Consider the following 17624-nt stretch of genomic DNA (forward strand, 5'->3'; position numbering starts at 1 on the left):
TTTAATCCATAAGAATGCATTGATTAAGGTCTGCCTGTTTACGTAGATAATCCCAGACCAATTTAATCCGTGGCTCGTGTTGTAAATCGACAAAAGTCAGCATCCAAAAGGTATGGGTGAAGCGCACCTGCTCGGCCAGCACTTGTTCTAAATTGGGCTGATTATGGGCCAGAAATTGCGGCAAGATGGCCAAGCCTGCACCTGCATTGACCGCAATTTGCTGAGCTAAAATACTACTACTGCGAAAATTGGCGGTCAGTGGAATCGGCAGGCGTTCCAAACAATACAGTTCTGAGCTATAAATCAGATCCTCAATATAATTCACAAAACGATGGGTTGCTAAATCTTCCATGCGCTGTATAGGCGGATATTGTGCCAGATAGCTTTTGCTGCCGTAAATTTTTAAACAATAATCGGTCAGTCGGGTAATGATATAAGGACCCGATTTCGGACGATCAATCGAAATCACGATATCCGCTTCACGATGTGACAGCTTCATCATCTTGGGAACAGGAATCAGGTCGATCGTGAGCAGCGGAAATTGCTGCGACAGTTCTGCCAATAACTGGGTCAAAAACGCTGTGCCAAAACCTTCGGGTGCACCAATTCGCACGCGACCTTCAAGTGGCTGTTGCGGTTTTTGAATTTGCAAAAAAGCCTGTTCCATTTGCTCTACGCGCGGCACCAGTGCCATACCATCGACAGTAAGTTCATATCCTGTGGCTTCACGTTTAAATAAGGGTGTACCTAACGTGACTTCTAAAGACTGTATCCGTCGAGCCACAGTACTGTGTTCAACCCCAATAATCCGTGCTGCATTGGTCAATGTTTTGGCACGTGCCAAGACCAAAAAAAATTGCAGATGATCCCAATCTACTTTCATTTTTATTTTCCACATCCTGTGCAAAATTGCACAACCATCGTGCACCAATCTGCATTGGTGGTCAAAGTTTTCTTTGCTAGTCTGATTTGAAAATCACAAATTGAACATACGGTTTAAGTCGTAGGGTTCAGCAGCAACACAATAAAAATGAATGCCTATGGAGAGGTTATGAATACGGTTTCTAAGATCCAATTATCAACAGCTAAATTATTGATTAACGGTGAGTTTGTCGAGTCTAAAACCCAGCAATGGCAAGACATTGTTAATCCAGCAACTCAAGAAGTCATTGGTTTAGTCCCTTTTGCAACACCTGAAGAAGTACAGTCTGCAATTGCTTCGGCAAAAGCGGCATTTGCCAGTTGGCGAGAAACCCCGATTCAAGCCCGAATGCGCATTATGTTGAAATTGCAGGAACTCATTCGTGCCAATGCCAAGAAAATTGCACAGGTACTCACTGCTGAACAGGGCAAAACCTTGGCGGATGCGGAAGGTGATATTCAGCGTGGTTTGGAAGTGGTGGAACATGCGTGTTCAATTGGCACGTTGCAAATGGGCGAATATACCGAAGGGGTGGCACGTGGCGTAGATACTTATACCTTGCAACAACCTTTAGGTGTCTGTGCGGGGATTACCCCGTTTAACTTTCCTGCGATGATTCCTTTGTGGATGTTTCCCATGGCAATCGTCTGCGGTAATACCTTTGTTTTGAAGCCATCTGAACAAGATCCGCTCTCCACCATGATGTTGGTCGAGTTGGCAATCGAAGCAGGTATTCCCGCAGGCGTACTGAATGTGGTGCATGGCGGCAAAGAGGTGGTCGATGCGCTGTGTACCCATCAAGACATCAAAGCCATTTCCTTTGTGGGTTCGACTGCTGTCGGCACGCATGTCTATAACTTGGCGGGTCAACATAGCAAGCGCGTGCAATCGATGATGGGTGCGAAAAACCATGTGGTCGTGATGCCCGATGCGAATAAAGAACAAACCTTAAATGCCATGGTCGGTGCAGCCTTTGGTGCGGCAGGGCAACGTTGCATGGCGCTTTCAGTTGCAGTCATGGTCGGTGACAGTAAACACTGGATCAATGAATTGGTGGCAAAAGCCAAAACCTTGAGTGTGAATGCGGGACATGAGCCAAATACGGACATTGGTCCTGTGATTTCACCGCGTGCTAAAGCCCGTGTGATTGATTTAATTAACAGTGGTGTAGAACAAGGTGCTGAATTGTTATTGGATGGTCGTGATATTCAAGTCAAAGGCTATGAAAATGGCAACTTTGTTGGGGCAACGGTGTTTAGCAATGTCACCACGGATATGCGTATTTATAAAGAAGAAATCTTTGGGCCAGTACTCACGATTCTCTGTGTGGAGACTTTGGATGAGGCGATTGAACTGGTCAATGCCAATCCATTTGGTAATGGTGTGGGCTTATTTACCCAAAGTGGGGCAGTAGCACGGACTTTCCAAAACCGTATTGATATTGGTCAAGTGGGCATTAATATCCCAATTCCAGTCCCTGTGCCATTCTTTAGCTTTACAGGTTCACGTGGCTCAAAGCTCGGTGACTTAGGCCCTTATGGTAAACAGGCGGTACAGTTCTATACGCAAACCAAAACCATTACCAGTCGTTGGTTTGAAGACAGTCAAGAAGCAGGGGAAGTCAATACCACCATCAGTTTACGCTAAGGAGTAGCGAGATGAAAATAGCTTTCATTGGTTTAGGGAATATGGGCGGTTCGATGGCACAGAACCTGCTCAAAGCAGGGCAAACGGTGTTAGGTTATGACCTAAGTGAAAAAGCTTTGCAGCAGTTTTCCGAAAGTGGCGGAATCGTCTGTGACAGCCCCCAAGCTGCGGCTGAGCAGGCAGATGTGGTCATCAGTATGTTGCCCGCAGCTAAGCATGTACGTGACGTGTATTTGGGTGAGACGGGAATTCTGGCGGTAATGCGTGCAGGTAGTCTCTGTATTGACTCTAGTACCATCGACCCGCAAACCATTAAAGATGTTGCTGCTGAGGGTTTGAAGCATCAGGTTCAAGTCTGCGATGCGCCTGTGTCTGGTGGCACCATTGGTGCCAAAGCGGGGACCTTGACCTTTATGGTTGGTGCTGATGACGTGACCTATGAGCGCGTGCAGCCGATTTTAAGCTTTATGGGCAAAAATACGGTGCACTGTGGTGCGGTGGGTGCAGGGCAAATTGCTAAAATTTGCAATAACATGATTCTCGGTATTTCTATGGCGGCCGTGGCAGAAGGCATGGCTTTGGGCAGTCGATTGGGCATTGATACCCATGCGCTGGCAGGCGTGATCAATAGTTCAAGTGGTCGTTGCTGGAGTTCGGAAATCTGTAATCCTTGGCCCGATATTAGCCCGAATGCACCCGCAGGACGAGGTTATACCGACGGTTTTGCCTCACAACTCATGCTTAAAGATTTAGGTTTGGCCATTGAAGCGGCAGGCCAAGTCAAGCAACCTGTATTACTCGGTGGTTTGGCACAGCAGCTCTATCAACAATTGTGTTTGCAAGGCAATGCGCATTTAGATTTTTCTAGCATTATCCAGCAGTATTTACCCCGAGAAAATTGATTTAAAAGAAATGAAAGGGTGCAATGAATGCACCCTATAAAAAAACCCTTGTCGTGAATAACAAAAATGTGACTGAGGTGAAAGGATGGCTTCAAATTATCAACAAGCGCAGCAAAATTTTGATTTGCAACAGGCTGCGCAACGGTTTCTATCAGGTTCAATCGATGCACTGAATGCATGTTATGAATGTTGCGATCGACATGCTTTGCCGGGGCGGATTGCCTTGTTTTGGCAGGGTAAAGATGGTCGTAAAGAGCAATATACCTTTCGAGAGTTACAACAACGTGCCAGCCAATTTGCCAACTTTTTAAAGTCGCAAGGGGTGTCTAAAGGTGACCGTGTATCGGGCTTATTGCCACGTACCCCAGAGCTGATTATTACCATTTTAGCGGCATGGCGGATTGGTGCGGTCTATCAACCTTTATTTACTGCGTTTGGCCCGAAAGCGATTGAGCACCGCTTACAGTTGGCACAAAGTAAACTGGTGGTGACCGATGTGGGCAATCGTGAAAAATTGCACGACGTAGAGGGTTGCCCTGCAATTGTAACGGTCACGGGAGCCAAAGGCACAGGGCTGTATCAAGGGGATTATAGCTTTTGGGCAGAAGTTAATCGTCAGTCTGATCAGTGCGAATTGGAGATGATGAACATCCAAGATCCATTCTTGTTGATGTTTACATCAGGCACGACAGGCCCTGCTAAACCCTTACAAGTGCCACTCAAAGCGCTGATTGCATTTGGTGGCTATATGCAAGATGCAATTGGTTTAAGAGCTGAAGATTCGTTTTGGAATATTGCTGATCCGGGGTGGGCCTATGGATTGTATTACGGCATCACTGGTCCGCTCTTATTGGGTCATCCGACCATTTTTTATGAAGGCGCATTTACTGCCGACAGTCTATGTCAGATTGTAAATGACTATGGCGTGAATAACTTGGCAGGTGCACCCACAGCCTACCGTATGATGATGGCGGCTGATCCGAAGCAAATGGCGAAATTACATGGCAAATTCCGTGTGGTCAGCAGTGCAGGTGAGCCATTGAATCCTGAAGTGTTTCGCTGGTTCAAACAAGTATTAGATGCACCAATCTATGACCATTATGGCCAGACTGAAGTTGGGATGGTGGTGTGTAATCATCATGCATTGGAACATGAGGTTCGAGCAGGCTCGGCAGGTTTTGCCAGTCCCGGCTATCGTGTTGTGGCACTAGATGAACAGGGCAATGAACTGGGTGCAGATACCCCAGGAATTTTAGCGGTAGACATAAGTCAGTCTCCGATGATGTGGTTTGGTGGTTATCAAGAAAGTCGTAAATCGCCATTTATTGGACATTATTATTTAACGGGTGATACCGCTGAAATACATGCCGATGGCAGCATGAGTTTTGTCGGACGCAGTGATGATGTGATTACCACATCGGGCTATCGTGTGGGGCCATTTGATGTGGAAAGTGCCTTGTTGGAACATGATGCAGTGATTGAAGCCGCCGTGATTGGTGTACCTGACCCTGAGCGCACAGAAGTGATTAAAGCTTTTGTGATTTTATCAGGTGAAAGTGCAGCCAGCGCTGAGCTTGAAAATGAACTGAGCCAATTTGTGAAGAAGCGCTTATCTGCTCATGCTTATCCGCGTTTGATTGAGTTTGTGACTGAACTTCCAAAAACCCCAAGTGGAAAAATTCAGCGTTTTTTACTGCGCAATCAGGAAATTGCCAAGCAACAAACAACGGCGACTGCTGCAAGCTAAGATATTGTAAGGAAAGAAATTATGCAATTCACTGAAGGACAAGCTCACATGCAGGATATGGTAAAAAGTTTTGATCACGACCAGATAAAACCGATGGCCAGTGAGTGGGATCGACAAGGTATATTTTTTGAAGAACAACTCTTGATTCAGGACATGGCAAAAAGTTTTGCCCAAGAACAAATTAAACCCTATGCCAGTGAGTGGGATCGACAGGGTACTTTCCCAGCCCAAGCCTTACAGCAAATGGGGCAACTGGGTTTTATGGGGATGTTGGTGCCTGAAGAATGGGGTGGTTCGGCAACAGGCAACTTGGCCTATGTACTGGCGTTGGAAGAAATTGCCGCTGCGGATGGTGCAACATCGGCGATTATGAGTGTGCATAATTCGGTGGGTTGTGTGCCGATTTTGAAATTTGGTACCGAAGAGCAAAAGCAGCAATTTCTGGTGCCTTTAGCCAAAGGGGAAATGATCGGGGCTTTTGCACTGACTGAACCACACACTGGTTCCGATGCCGCAGCCATTAAAACCCGCGCTGTGAAAGATGGTGACCATTACATTATCAATGGTGCCAAGCAATTTATTACTTCAGGGCATAACGCAGGTGTGATTATTGTGTTTGCCGTGACCGATCCTAGCGCAGGGAAAAAAGGCATGAGTGCTTTTTTAGTCCCGCGTAATACACCTGGCTACGAAGTCATTCGGGTCGAAGAAAAATTGGGTTTACATGCCTCTGACACTTGCCAAATTGCTTTGACTGATGTGCGCGTGCACAAAAGTATGTTGTTGGGTAAAGAAGGCGAAGGTTTAAAAATTGCCTTGTCTAATTTGGAGGGCGGACGCATTGGCATTGCTGCTCAAGCCGTTGGATTGGCACGAGCCGCTTTGGAAGAAGCCACCCGTTATGCTAAAGAGCGTGTAGCTTTTGGGAAGCCAATTTTTGAGCAGCAAGCAGTGTCGTTCCGATTGGCCAGTATGGCAACAGAAATTGCCGCAGCACGTCAGTTGGTACATCAGGCGGCGCGTTTAAAAGAAGCGGGTCAACCATGTTTAACCGAAGCGTCGATGGCGAAGTTGTTTGCCTCTGAAATGACCGAGCGGGTCTGTTCAAATGCCTTACAAATCTTTGGTGGTTATGGCTATTTGAAAGATTTTCCGATTGAGCGGATTTATCGTGATGCTCGGATTTGTCAGATTTACGAGGGTACCAGTGATATTCAACGCTTGGTGATTGCCCGTAGTTTATAAACCCAATATCGAAACTGACCCTTGCACATGTGAGTGATCACGAGATGTGAAAGAGATATGTGTATTGGTCTATAGAAGAAGGATCGCAACATGCAGTGGGAAAAAACATTCATTGAAGACTTACAGTGGGACACGATTTTAGTTGAAAAGCGCAAGGGTGTCGGGGTCATTACCTTGAATCGTCCTCAAGCGTTGAATGCTTTGAACAGTCAACTGATTGCCGAAATTAACCAAGCCTTAGACCAGTTTGAACGCGATGCTGAAATTGGCTGTATGGTGTTGGCAGGTTCTGAAAAAGCCTTTGCCGCGGGGGCTGATATTAAAGAAATGGCCGAGCTGAATTTTCCGAATATCTATTTTGATGATTTTTTCCATTTGGCAGATCGGATTGCGCAGCGTCGTAAACCTTTGATTGCTGCGGTGAGTGGCTATGCACTGGGGGGCGGCTGCGAGTTAGCTTTGATGTGCGATTTTATCTATTGTGCGGATAATGCCAAGTTTGGTTTGCCTGAAGTAACTCTGGGGGTGATTCCAGGTATTGGCGGAACGCAGCGTTTAACTTTGGCCTTGGGTAAAGCCAAAGCCATGGAAATGTGTTTAACCGCACGGCAAATGGGCGCGCTTGAGGCAGAACAAAGTGGTTTAGTGGCGCGTGTGCTACCGAAAGAGGAATTATTAGCCTATACCTTAGAGGCTGCGGAGAAAATAGCACAGCGATCTCTGACTGCCACCATGATGATTAAAGAAAGCATTAATCGCGCCTTTGAAGTGAGCTTAAGTGAAGGATTACGCTTTGAACGTCGTACTTTCCATTCCATTTTTGCAACTGTAGACCAAAAAGAAGGCATGAAAGCCTTTGTGGAAAAGCGACCAGCCCAATTTAAAAATCAATAAATAAGGAGTCTGCGCATGGAAAATAATTTACAGATTAGCATCCAAGGGCATTTAGGCGTGATTACGCTAGATCGAGCGAGTCATCTGAATGCACTGTCCTTAAGCATGATTCATGGCATTAGTCAGCAGTTAGAACAATGGCGCGAGGACGATCAGGTTCAAGCCGTCTTGATTAACTCCAATAGCCCGAAAGCCTTTTGTGCAGGCGGAGATATTCGTTTCCTCTATGACAGCTATCAAAATGGAACCGCCAATTATCAGCGCTATTTTGCCGATGAATATCACATGCTAAAAAGCCTGCGCCAATATGCGAAACCTGTCGTGGTGTTTTTAGATGGCTATGTCTTGGGTGGTGGTTTTGGTTTGGCACAAGCTTGCCAGATTATTGTTAGTAGTGAGAAATCTCGTTTTGCCATGCCAGAAACTGCAATTGGCTTTTTCCCCGATGTGGGTGCAACCCATTTCCTGTCTCGTTTAGACGATATCGGCGTGTATATGGCGGTGACGGGTGAACAAATCAGTAGTAGCGATGCCTTGCATTTAGATTTAATTGATTATTTGGTGCCGAGTGATCACTTGGCGCAGTTGCAAACTGAGTTGGCACAGGCACCACAGTTGAATCAACAGTTAATTGAGCAGATGATTGTGCGTTATTTAAAAGAACCTGTGCCCAGTGAATTAAAACAATATGAAGATGCCATTCGGCAGCATTTTTCACATACTGAATTGGCTCAAATTGAAGACAGCCTAGCCAATACATTAGAAAGTGACTATATAGATTGGGCTGAAAAAATTTTAGCAAACTTGCAGCAACGCTCTTTGTTGGCCAAGCAAATCAGTCTAAAGCTACAGCATGTTGGGCGGGGGCTATCTTTAGAGCAATGTATGCAGTTAGAACGGGATTTACAAGATATCTGGTTTGAGCAGGGCGACATGATTGAAGGTGTACGGGCTTTGCTGATTGATAAGGACAAGCAACCGAAATGGCAAACTGAAAACCCTAAACTGATGCAGATGTTTGAAGAGCTTTTACCACCTTCACGCCAGCAAAAGCAGATGAGTGCATCAGTATAAGCCCCTATTTTTCTACGTGCTAATGATGAAATCCTCCTTTGTTGGGGGATTTTTTATTGGGTGGGTATAGCATGGTAATCCTCCCATAAATAACCGAAGTTAAAAGTAGAGGTTAAGCAGCCATTAGAGGTGGCCTTCCTTTGTTAGCTTGGTGTGGTCTTTCATGATTGTAATGCCACAGCCAATCAGTTGCGTAATCCTGAACTTCTTCTAACGTATCAAACAAATGCTTGCTCAGCCAACTATAACGTATAGTCCGATTATATCGTTCAATATACGCATTCTGCTGTGGCTTACCCGGTTGAATATATTCAATACGAATACCGTGCTCAGTAGCCCAGCGCACAAATTCGTGACTGATAAACTCGGGGCCATTATCACATCGGATCACTAACGGTTTTTCTCTCCACTCCAGCAATTGATTCAACGTACGAATGACCCTAATTGTGGGCAATGAGAACCCTGCTTCAATGGCTAGGCCTTCGCGGCGGTAATCATCAATCACATTCAATAATCGAAACTTGCGACCATCGGAAAGTTGATCATGCATAAAATCCAGTGACCAAACCTGATTTGCACGTATTGGCTCTTTCAGTGGTTCAGGCACATGTCGTTTTAGTCTTCTTCTCGGTTTAATACGCAGATTCAGTGCCAACTCACAGTAAATGCGATAAACCCGCTTGTGATTCCAGCAGTGACTCTCAACATGCCGTAAATACGAGAAGCATAGACCAAAGCCCAATCGGTATTTTCCTCAGTGAGTTCAATGAGCCGTTCTGCAATGAGCACATTGTCATCACTGAGTCTAGCCTGATAACGGTAGCAGGTTTCACTTATGCCAAATGCAGTGCAAGCTAAACGGATACTAACAGCATGTTGGGCCACTGCCTGTTGAGCCATCTGACGTCGACAAGATGGCTTTACCACTTTTTTGACATCGCTTCCTGAATAATTTCTGCTTTTAATCGCTCTTCAGCATACATTTTTTTCAGTCTGGTATTTTCTGTTTCCAACTCTTTCAGCCGTGCCATCAAAGATGTATCCATGCCGCCATATTTAGCACGCCATTTATAGAAGGTTGCATTACTCATACCATGTTCACGACAAAGGGCCGCAACAGGTGTACCAGACTCCGCTTGCTTCAAGATGGACATGATCTGGCTGTCAGTAAATTTAGATGTTTTCATGCAGAATCTCCTGCTTGTATCTTAAGAGAAAATTCTACTTTTAAGTCCTATTATTTTTAGGGGGGATTACCGACATTGCCTAATTATAGAATAAAAAGGTGAGTCTTTATGCCGAGAAAGTTCATCCATGGCAGAGTTGAGGTATTTATTATCGAGTTCATTATTACATAAGGGGCAACAAGCCATCTTTTTTAGCCTTTAACTATTTGTCTTATTTTAATTTTTAATTAAATTGGTTGCAAGCTTAGTGTGTAGCTACCATTCTATGCTTATATTACTCACTTAAAGTGAATACCAAGTCTGTTTATTAGAAGATTATGAATAAAAAAATATATTACTACAATCAAAATGCTGACCAGTTCTTTGATACTACTTATCAAGTGGACATGACCGGTTTGTACCAATCATTTTTAAGATACCTACCTGAACATGCTTCTATTCTCGACCTGGGGTGTGGCTCGGGTCGAGATACGCTGGCTTTTAAAAATTTGGGTCATCAGGTTGAGGCCATTGATTATTCAGAAGCGTTGGTTGCAAAAGCACGTCAGCTTACAGGACTACCAGTGCAGTTGGATAGTTTTTATGAATTGTCTGTACAGGAAAAATATGAGGGTATTTGGGCATGTGCCTCTTTGTTGCATTGTGAGAGGGAGAAGTTATCAGATGTATTGGACAGGATTTTAACGGCACTAAAGCCAAATGGTGTGTGCTATATATCTTTTAAATATGGCAATCAAGATCGTGAAAAAGATGGGCGTAGCTTTACCTTGTTGTCTTAGATGGTCTGCCTGATTTGGATGAATTTCTGTTTGCTCCCAACCGTAGCCAACTGGGGCAAGTTGCAAGCTTTCTGATTGATTTGCAAAAATGCCAGTGTTTCTACTGTGGGAAAAGCCTTAAAAATAATAAATACGTAGTAGATCACTTTATCCCCTGGTCACTTTACCCAGCAGATACTGGGCATAATTTTGTGCTGGCAGATGACAAATGTAATTCACTAAAAAGTAACTATTTGGCTTCGGAAGAGTTTTTGAATCAATGGTTAGAACGTAATCATTTACATGATCGACTGATCGGTCAAGAGATTTCTCAACTAGGTTTTTTAACCGATATGCAGCGTTCGCATCGGGTAGCAGATTGGGCCTATCAACAAGCGATTGAGAATGAATATTTGGTTTGGTTGGGTGGGAACGCAAAAAAAATCTTGAGCTGTTTATAAGCTATTTTATGGTAAAAATAACATTTAGCTATTGAAGAAAACCTGTAAACATTTATATTCAAAATCAGATACTAGTTTTTAACAATATTTAAATAATGACTTATACCAACCACCAAATAAAATATTTTGCATGGGAAATAACAAAAAAACGTTCAGCATCAGATGTTGATCGCTTATCTCAGTCATTGTTTGATGCTCAAGTCGATGTAAATCCTCACCAAATTGAAGCAGCACTTTTTGCTTTAAATAATCCTTTGAGTAAAGGCGTTATTTTAGCTGATGAAGTCGGCTTAGGAAAAACAATCGAAGCAGCTTTAGTGCTTTGTCAATATTGGGCAGAAAGACGTAGAAATTTGTTAATTATTTGTCCTGCATCTTTACGAAAACAATGGGCGCAAGAATTACAAGATAAGTTTAATTTACCTACCCAAGTTTTAGACTTAAAAACTTGGAACATGGCACGTAAAGATGGCATTTATGATCCATTTAAAAATGGAAAAATTTCAATTATTTCTTATCCTTTTGCAAATCGAATGGAACATGCTTTAGCACAAATTCCATGGGATCTGGTTGTGATTGATGAGGCGCATAAGTTACGTAATGCACATCGTTCAACTAATAAAATTGGAAATAGTTTAAAACGTTCTTTAATGGGTAAGAAAAAACTATTACTTACAGCAACGCCATTACAAAATACGTTGATGGAATTGTACGGACTCAGCACAATTATTGATGAACATTTGTTCGGCGATGAGAAAGCATTCCGGAGTCGATATGTGGTTGATGGCGATATTCAATCACTGAAAAAAAGAATCCAGCAATTTATGCAAAGGACATTGCGGAAAGATGTTTTGGAATATGTACCTTATACCAATCGCCATGCTCTAACTGTTCCTTTTAAGCCTACTGATGATGAGCAAAGCTTATATGATTCAATCAGTGAGTACTTACAAAGAGATGTAAGTTATGCATTCCCTCAGCAACAAAAGCATTTAATTTCAATTGTTTTAAGAAAGCTTTTAGCTTCATCAACTCCTGCTGTAATCGCAACATTAGAGGCAATTCAAGCACGTCTTCAAAAATTGTTGGAACAACAGACTTTAGATGACGATTGGTTAAGTAATTTTATTCTTGATGAGGATATGGATGAAGAGTTATTGGATGACATGGATGATGAAATAGGTCATGAAGAAATAGATACCAAATTAATTAAATCTGAAATTGCAGAAATTGAACGTTATATACAGCAAGCTTATAAAATTAAAGATGACAGTAAAACTTTTGCTTTACTTTCAGCTATTGAGCAAGGTTTTGCTCGAATGTTTGAAATGGGGGCTAAACGAAAAGCTGTTATTTTTACTGAGTCTAAACGCACGCAGGAGTATTTAATCACATTTCTAGAAGCTCGTGGTTATAACGGGAAAGTTATAGGATTTAATGGCAGTAATACATCTGCAATAAATACAGGTATTTACCAAAAATGGTTAGGTAAATATATGGGAAGTCATCATGTTACAGGTTCTCCTGCAATTGATCGGCGCACGGCTTTAATCGATTTTTTTAAAAATGATGCAGAAATATTGATTGCAACTGAAGCAGCAGCTGAAGGTGTAAATTTACAGTTTTGTTCATTGGTTATTAACTATGATTTGCCTTGGAATCCACAACGTGTAGAGCAACGAATTGGGCGGTGCCATCGTTATGGACAAGAGTTTGATGTTGTTGTTGTAAATTTTTTAAATGAAAGAAATGAAGCAGATCAACGAGTTCTAGAGTTGCTTAAGGATAAGTTTCAATTGTTTGATGGTGTATTTGGTGCATCGAATGATATCTTAGGAACGGTTGAAAGTGGTATTAATTTTGAAAAGCGGATTTCTGAGATTTATGATCAGTGTCGCAGTCCAGAAGAGATAGAACAAAGCTTTAAGCAATTAAGAGATGAACTTGAAGAACAAATAAATGAAAAAATGAAACGGACTCAAGCATTATTACTTGAGCATTTTGATGCAGATATTCATGATTTGTTAAAGATTCAAAAAGAGCGAGCTGAATTTCAGCTAGATAAAATTAGTCGGTTATTTTGGCAATCAACAAAGTATATTCTTGAAAGATTTGCTAAATTTCACGACCACAATCTAAGTTTTGATTTAACTAAATCTCCAGTTTTGAATGCACCTTCAGGGAAGTATCAACTTATACGTAAAGGTGAGCGGATTCCTGAAAATACCTTTATTTATCGTTTAACTCACCCGTTGGGTGAATTTGTACTAGATAATGCTAAAGGACTGTCGACACCTAAACAACTGATCAAATTTGATTATAGTCGGTATGGTCAAAAGGTAACTTTACTGGAAGAGTTAAAAGGGCAAAAGGGCTGGCTATCTATTACGGTATTAAGCTTAGATTCCTTTCAGGAAGAACAACATCTTGTGATTACTGCAATGACAGATGCTGGCAAAGTTTTAGATAACGACCTATGTGAGCGATTACTTCAAGTCAATGCCACAGTTACTTGTGATATATCAGATAAGGTCCCTGACATATTTCAAGCCAATATAGATAAACAATACCAAGTTGCTTTAAATCATGCTTTAGAACTCAATGATGATTTTTTTAAAAAAGAGCGAGATAAGTTGGAACAGTGGGCAGAAGATAGCTTACTGTCGGTAGAAAAAATGCTTGAAGATATAAAGTTAAAAATATCTAGTCTTAAACGAGAGTCTCGAAAAGCACTTGATATTGAAACTGAAAAACGACTACAGGAAGAAATACAAAAAGCTGAAAAAGAAAAACGACGGATGAGACAACAAGTTTTTGATGTTGAAGATGAAATAGCGGATAAGCGTGATGCAATGATTGACGCACTAGAACAAAGGTTGCATCGTTCCAGCAAAGCTGAAAACTTATTTATAGTTCAATGGAAAGTTGTTTAAAATAAAAATGGATTATTAAAACTTTTGAGATTGAGAGTAAAATGGGTATCTTAGATAAATTAAATAACTTCGCAACTAAGTGTGCTGAAGGTGCTTCTAAACTTGAAGAAAAAACAGCAAAGCTGGCTGAAAATGCTAAAAACTATGCTGAGGAAGAAAAAGTTAAGGATTTTTATAAAATTAAAGCTGAATTAATTGAGATAAATAAAAAGCAGAAAGAAGTAGGTATTGAAGAAACAACAATTTTTGATTTCTTTAAAGACCGTCCTGAATATGCAGATTTATTAGAGTTGGAACGAAATAAACAGAATTAAATTTTTAATTCAACTAAGAGCGAATAGAATTTATTGAATTCTATTCGCTCTATGAGTTTTAAGAAAGTTGCTTCTCAAAGAAATTTTTATATACGTTGCTCGTATCTAAATCAATAATATATAAGTTGTTTGCTGCTCTTGTCAGTCCAGCATAAACAATTTCTGGACTATCATTAGGTTGAATGATCAGAAAAGTGGTATCAGCTTCAAAACCTTTAAAGCTATGAGTCGTTGCAATCTTCATTAAACCTGAATTGGCATTAAAATGTCTTTTTTTGAGTTTGCGAAACTCATCTAGTGCTTTTAATTTCTGTTTTGCTGCATTTTTCATATAGCTCGTTAATTTTTGGATTTCAGAGCGAATATGGTTAATATCAGATGGATGACAAGACTGTAGTTTTTCTTCTAATTGAGTTTTCTTTTTTAGAAAAGTTTCAACTTTTCCATCAAATTTTTTTTGAATCATTTCATATTCAGTAGGTGTCTCAAAAGTACTATCTGTTCTCTGAAACTTAAAATTATTTTGTAAATTTCTTAAAAATTCAATTTTTGAAGAAAGGATAGCAATATCGTTTGGACTAAGACTTAACATTTTTAATGTCTGAAAGATAAAGTCATAGATTGCTTGAATACTATTTGCCTGAGGGATTTGTAAATACTTTTTATCTGAAAATGAAAAAGCTAGGTTTTCAATAATGTCATGCTCTAACTGGTCTGGATATTCCTTTAGAAAAGTATCTTTATATGCATTACAGAGATCAGCAAAATCCTTATCATCTTGTCTATGTGAGATTTTTAAATTTTTCCAATGACCAAATCCACGTGTAACAGGATAGTCCTGCTTGTTAATTAGTCTATTATAAATATTTTGATTTTGATCACCGAATAATACCATTTCGCCATCTTCTGCTAAGAAGTTGGAAATTATGATTTCTAACCACTCTACTTCAAAATCTTGAACTTCATCAATAAAAATAGTTTGGTACTTTATTGGCTTTTCATTAGCTTCTTTAAACAGATCTGTTTTAAATACTATTTCAAAGAAATTTTCCTCTGTACACGACAAATTTCATAGGGCCCTTGTCCTATCAGGCTTTTTCTTTCTTAAAATTGCTAGCACTTTCTTAAATTCTTCTTTTTTTCCAAAACCAATCAAACGTAGAATAGCCATCTGAACATAGTCCAAACCGTAGCGAAATAAACTTACTGAAAGTCGTCCATGCTTCTTTAGTTTTATCGCTTTTTTTCGATCATGTTGCCATTCACCTGTTAAATAGCACCAACAGAAACCGATCGCTAGCACTGCTATCAATTTCTTGACTCGTCTAGGGTCTGTTAAACGAGTATTTTCAAGATTGAATCCACGTCCTTTGAGACAACTAAATAAGGTTTCGATTTCCCAGCGTAATGCATAATCACCAATAGCAGAAGCATTAAACATAGGAGAAACAACAAGTAAAAGTTCTCCATCTTCTAATCGTAGCGCACTAATATACAGTTTCACTCGACCAACCCAAATACGTCGTTTACGACATTCTGTTTGACCAACTTGAAGATGACGAAATAAATCACTAATTTTATGATTCTTGGCTAAGTGATTGGTCACAATAAAGTTTTTTTAACACGTATACAGAAGTTAATGTCATTTTCAATTAACCATGTAAACCATTTCTCACCGATAAATTCTCTGTCTGCGAACACATTCACAATACGATCTTTACCAAAAATGGAGATAAAGCGTTGAATCAAAGCAATACGCTCTTTTGTATCTGAATTTCCACGTTTATTGAGCAATGTCCAAACAATAGGTATCGCTATTCCACGATAGACGATGGCTAACATCAAGATATTGATATCTCGTTTTCCCCATTTCCAGTTGGTTCTATCCAAAGTTAATTGGACTTTATCGAATGAAAATATATTGAAAATTAACTGAGAAATTTGACGATAATCGAAATACTGATCTGCAAAGAAGCGTTGTATACGTCGATAAAATGATTGTGGTAAGCACGTGATGGGTAAGGCTTTAGATGCAGAAGAAAGATTACATGTCTGTTTTACAATTAATGCCAGCATAATCAGTGTAAAACATTTTACACGTGACTTGTTCCACTTTAGATATTTGTTTAAGATGAGATGTAACTCATTGAAATGTGTCATCATATTCGTCGTCAGAAAACAAGTATTATGCCATTATTTCAATGAGTTGTCTTTTTTTGTCGTGTACAAAGGAAATTTTCTAAAACTAATTTTTCATCTCGGGCACTTTTTTCAATTTCATATAAGTCTTTGCTTGATATACCAATAATTTCAGCATTTGATTGTTCTTGAAAGTCTAAGTCAAGAATTTCATTATTTTCAAAGTTTTCCAGATCCTCATCTTGATCACTTGATGTTGGAAAAGGGATGCCTAAATTGTTTAGTTGGGATTTAAAAAAATAATGATAGTTGCTTATTTCAATTGATTTATTATCAAACTCTAGCTCATTAAAGCGGAATGCTTTTTTAATTTTATCGCGTATTAGGTTCCGAAGAGCTAAGTTATATGTTAACACAAGCACAGTACTATTGTGTCGCTTAAATGCGCGAGCAGTTTTTTCGGCTAGTAATGTTGTTTTTCCACTACCAGCAACACCTCTAATTTTCATTTTTGTATTTGGAATACTATCAAGTAACTTATTTTGATATTTATCAAAAGTGTAGTAATGACCTTGTTCTTCAAAATGCTTTGGTGGAATTAAAATTCTCGTAAAATCATCGTAAATATGATCTTGAAATATTGGATTTTTTTTAAGGCTATTTATTTTTTTAATTAAACTAAAGATATTGTCTTGAGCAAACGTATTAAATCTGTCCCGTTCTAGTTGGTATTTTTTTGAACTGTATTTTTGCTCATTTGCTGAATTTATAAGTTGTTTTACTTCATTGATAGGACGGTCGTATAGTGCAGATAATCTATCTTTTGTTGTAGTATGTAAATATACAAAGCATTGAATTGTTTTATAAAAGTTAGAATTTAATATATTTGCAAAACCTAATGAGGGTATATGGAGTTCAAATAAATGTGACTTATATTTGAATGCTTGTTGCATTGGTGCGCTTGTTCTTATTTTTGGATTGTGAGTTGTGCGCCAATGATTATTTTTATCAATAAAATAATTTGACATATCCCAGTCTTTGACTTCAATAATAATTGCACCATGCCCTTTTTTTAAAATCAAGAAGTCGGGACGATCTCCATCAAGATAAGGATTGAAATAAACATCGAATGTGTCATCTAATTCTTGTGCCAGTTTATTTAAAAGAAATGATTCACCTTCAGTTGGTTTGACCGTGAGTTGATCAATAATTTCTAAACTTGGGAAAAAGTTAGCCATTCGAATATTTATTTGGTGTAAATTGTTAATATATAACATTTATTTATATTTTTATCAATTGTTGAACTAGTTTAAAAACGTGGTCGTGCATCTAAAAATACTATAAAATACTACCCAATTTTGCTTTTGCAATTTTAATTCGTTTCACCAGAACCTATTTATC

Annotated in this window: 13 protein-coding genes and 2 pseudogenes; 10 read left to right on the forward strand and 5 right to left on the reverse strand. The window is 39.9% G+C overall.

Annotation, left to right across the window (positions count from 1 at the left end):
- Window position 1 precedes the first annotated feature (1 nt).
- Window positions 2-883 carry a LysR family transcriptional regulator gene (locus C3F34_RS07765; RefSeq protein ID WP_104441361.1) on the reverse strand — a complete coding sequence of 294 codons (882 nt, stop codon included), beginning with the start codon at window positions 881-883 and terminating at the stop codon, window positions 2-4.
- Between the two features lie 168 nt (window positions 884-1051).
- On the opposite strand from C3F34_RS07765, the gene C3F34_RS07770 reads away from it, so the two are divergent.
- The 6 genes from C3F34_RS07770 to C3F34_RS07795 all read left to right on the forward strand — a co-directional run bounded on the left by C3F34_RS07770 (window position 1052) and on the right by C3F34_RS07795 (window position 8431).
- Window positions 1052-2569: a CoA-acylating methylmalonate-semialdehyde dehydrogenase gene (locus C3F34_RS07770; protein ID WP_044739131.1), complete on the forward strand. Its 1518-nt coding sequence runs from the start codon at window positions 1052-1054 to the stop codon at window positions 2567-2569.
- 11 nt (window positions 2570-2580) lie between these two features.
- Window positions 2581-3471: a 3-hydroxyisobutyrate dehydrogenase gene (mmsB, locus tag C3F34_RS07775; RefSeq protein ID WP_044739130.1), complete on the forward strand. Its 891-nt coding sequence runs from the start codon at window positions 2581-2583 to the stop codon at window positions 3469-3471.
- Window positions 3472-3556: 85 nt separating this feature from the next.
- The gene (locus tag C3F34_RS07780; protein WP_044739129.1) at window positions 3557-5218 is read left to right on the forward strand and encodes an AMP-binding protein; all 1662 of its coding nucleotides are present in this window, start codon (window positions 3557-3559) and stop codon (window positions 5216-5218) included.
- A 93-nt stretch (window positions 5219-5311) separates the two neighbouring features.
- Complete coding sequence (locus tag C3F34_RS07785; RefSeq protein ID WP_104442315.1) at window positions 5312-6463, forward strand: acyl-CoA dehydrogenase family protein; 1152 nt, start codon at window positions 5312-5314, stop codon at window positions 6461-6463.
- A gap of 90 nt (window positions 6464-6553) precedes the next feature.
- Window positions 6554-7357 (forward strand): enoyl-CoA hydratase, encoded by an 804-nt coding sequence (locus tag C3F34_RS07790; RefSeq protein ID WP_016168770.1) that lies wholly within the window; start codon window positions 6554-6556, stop codon window positions 7355-7357.
- Between the two features lie 9 nt (window positions 7358-7366).
- Window positions 7367-8431 carry an enoyl-CoA hydratase/isomerase family protein gene (locus tag C3F34_RS07795; protein ID WP_171284995.1) on the forward strand — a complete coding sequence of 355 codons (1065 nt, stop codon included), beginning with the start codon at window positions 7367-7369 and terminating at the stop codon, window positions 8429-8431.
- Between the two features lie 112 nt (window positions 8432-8543).
- Here the strand turns inward: C3F34_RS07795 and C3F34_RS07800 are convergent.
- Window positions 8544-9618 (reverse strand): annotated as a pseudogene (locus C3F34_RS07800) (IS3 family transposase).
- Between the two features lie 317 nt (window positions 9619-9935).
- On the opposite strand from C3F34_RS07800, the gene C3F34_RS07805 reads away from it, so the two are divergent.
- The 4 genes and pseudogenes from C3F34_RS07805 (at window position 9936) to C3F34_RS07820 (ending at window position 14084) form a co-directional block, all read left to right on the forward strand.
- Window positions 9936-10397: a class I SAM-dependent methyltransferase gene (locus C3F34_RS07805; protein ID WP_104441363.1), complete on the forward strand. Its 462-nt coding sequence runs from the start codon at window positions 9936-9938 to the stop codon at window positions 10395-10397.
- Window positions 10385-10837, forward strand: a pseudogene (locus C3F34_RS07810) (HNH endonuclease); the annotation flags it as partial. The gene C3F34_RS07805 and the pseudogene C3F34_RS07810, both read left to right, overlap by 13 nt.
- Window positions 10838-10932: 95 nt before the next feature.
- Window positions 10933-13770 (forward strand): SNF2-related protein, encoded by a 2838-nt coding sequence (locus C3F34_RS07815; RefSeq protein ID WP_104441364.1) that lies wholly within the window; start codon window positions 10933-10935, stop codon window positions 13768-13770.
- A 41-nt stretch (window positions 13771-13811) separates the two neighbouring features.
- On the forward strand, window positions 13812-14084 hold the full coding sequence (locus C3F34_RS07820) for a hypothetical protein (protein ID WP_104441365.1): 273 nt from the start codon (window positions 13812-13814) through the stop codon (window positions 14082-14084).
- A gap of 58 nt (window positions 14085-14142) precedes the next feature.
- Here the strand turns inward: C3F34_RS07820 and C3F34_RS07825 are convergent, their stop codons facing one another.
- The 3 genes from C3F34_RS07825 to C3F34_RS07835 form a co-directional block, all read right to left on the reverse strand.
- Entirely contained in the window at window positions 14143-15150 is a 1008-nt protein-coding gene (locus C3F34_RS07825; RefSeq protein WP_228155347.1) for an AAA family ATPase, read from the reverse strand.
- 3 nt (window positions 15151-15153) lie between these two features.
- Window positions 15154-16244, reverse strand: a protein-coding gene (locus C3F34_RS07830) for an IS4 family transposase (protein WP_104442269.1) whose coding sequence is annotated in 2 segments (ribosomal slippage) — window positions 15154-15704 and window positions 15704-16244 — 1092 coding nt in all. Because the reading frame shifts where the segments join, the coding sequence is not laid out codon by codon here.
- A gap of 38 nt (window positions 16245-16282) precedes the next feature.
- The gene (locus C3F34_RS07835; protein WP_228155348.1) at window positions 16283-17461 is read right to left on the reverse strand and encodes a nuclease-related domain-containing protein; all 1179 of its coding nucleotides are present in this window, start codon (window positions 17459-17461) and stop codon (window positions 16283-16285) included.
- Window positions 17462-17624 lie beyond the last annotated feature (163 nt).

The organism is Acinetobacter sp. ACNIH2 (assembly GCF_002934965.1).
Classification (GTDB): Bacteria; Pseudomonadota; Gammaproteobacteria; order Pseudomonadales; family Moraxellaceae; genus Acinetobacter; species Acinetobacter tandoii.

What these genes read in the sequence shown, in the direction of transcription:
- C3F34_RS07805 (WP_104441363.1), top strand. Translation starts at nt 9,936, where the DNA reads ATGAATAAAAAAATATATTACTACAATCAAAATGCTGACCAGTTCTTT.
- C3F34_RS07780 (WP_044739129.1), top strand. Translation starts at nt 3,557, where the DNA reads ATGGCTTCAAATTATCAACAAGCGCAGCAAAATTTTGATTTGCAACAG.
- C3F34_RS07765 (WP_104441361.1), bottom strand. Translation starts at nt 883, where the DNA reads ATGAAAGTAGATTGGGATCATCTGCAATTTTTTTTGGTCTTGGCACGT.
- C3F34_RS07835 (WP_228155348.1), bottom strand. Translation starts at nt 17,461, where the DNA reads ATGGCTAACTTTTTCCCAAGTTTAGAAATTATTGATCAACTCACGGTC.
- C3F34_RS07785 (WP_104442315.1), top strand. Translation starts at nt 5,312, where the DNA reads ATGGCCAGTGAGTGGGATCGACAAGGTATATTTTTTGAAGAACAACTC.
- mmsB (WP_044739130.1), top strand. Translation starts at nt 2,581, where the DNA reads ATGAAAATAGCTTTCATTGGTTTAGGGAATATGGGCGGTTCGATGGCA.
- C3F34_RS07770 (WP_044739131.1), top strand. Translation starts at nt 1,052, where the DNA reads ATGAATACGGTTTCTAAGATCCAATTATCAACAGCTAAATTATTGATT.
- C3F34_RS07790 (WP_016168770.1), top strand. Translation starts at nt 6,554, where the DNA reads ATGCAGTGGGAAAAAACATTCATTGAAGACTTACAGTGGGACACGATT.
- C3F34_RS07820 (WP_104441365.1), top strand. Translation starts at nt 13,812, where the DNA reads ATGGGTATCTTAGATAAATTAAATAACTTCGCAACTAAGTGTGCTGAA.
- C3F34_RS07815 (WP_104441364.1), top strand. Translation starts at nt 10,933, where the DNA reads ATGACTTATACCAACCACCAAATAAAATATTTTGCATGGGAAATAACA.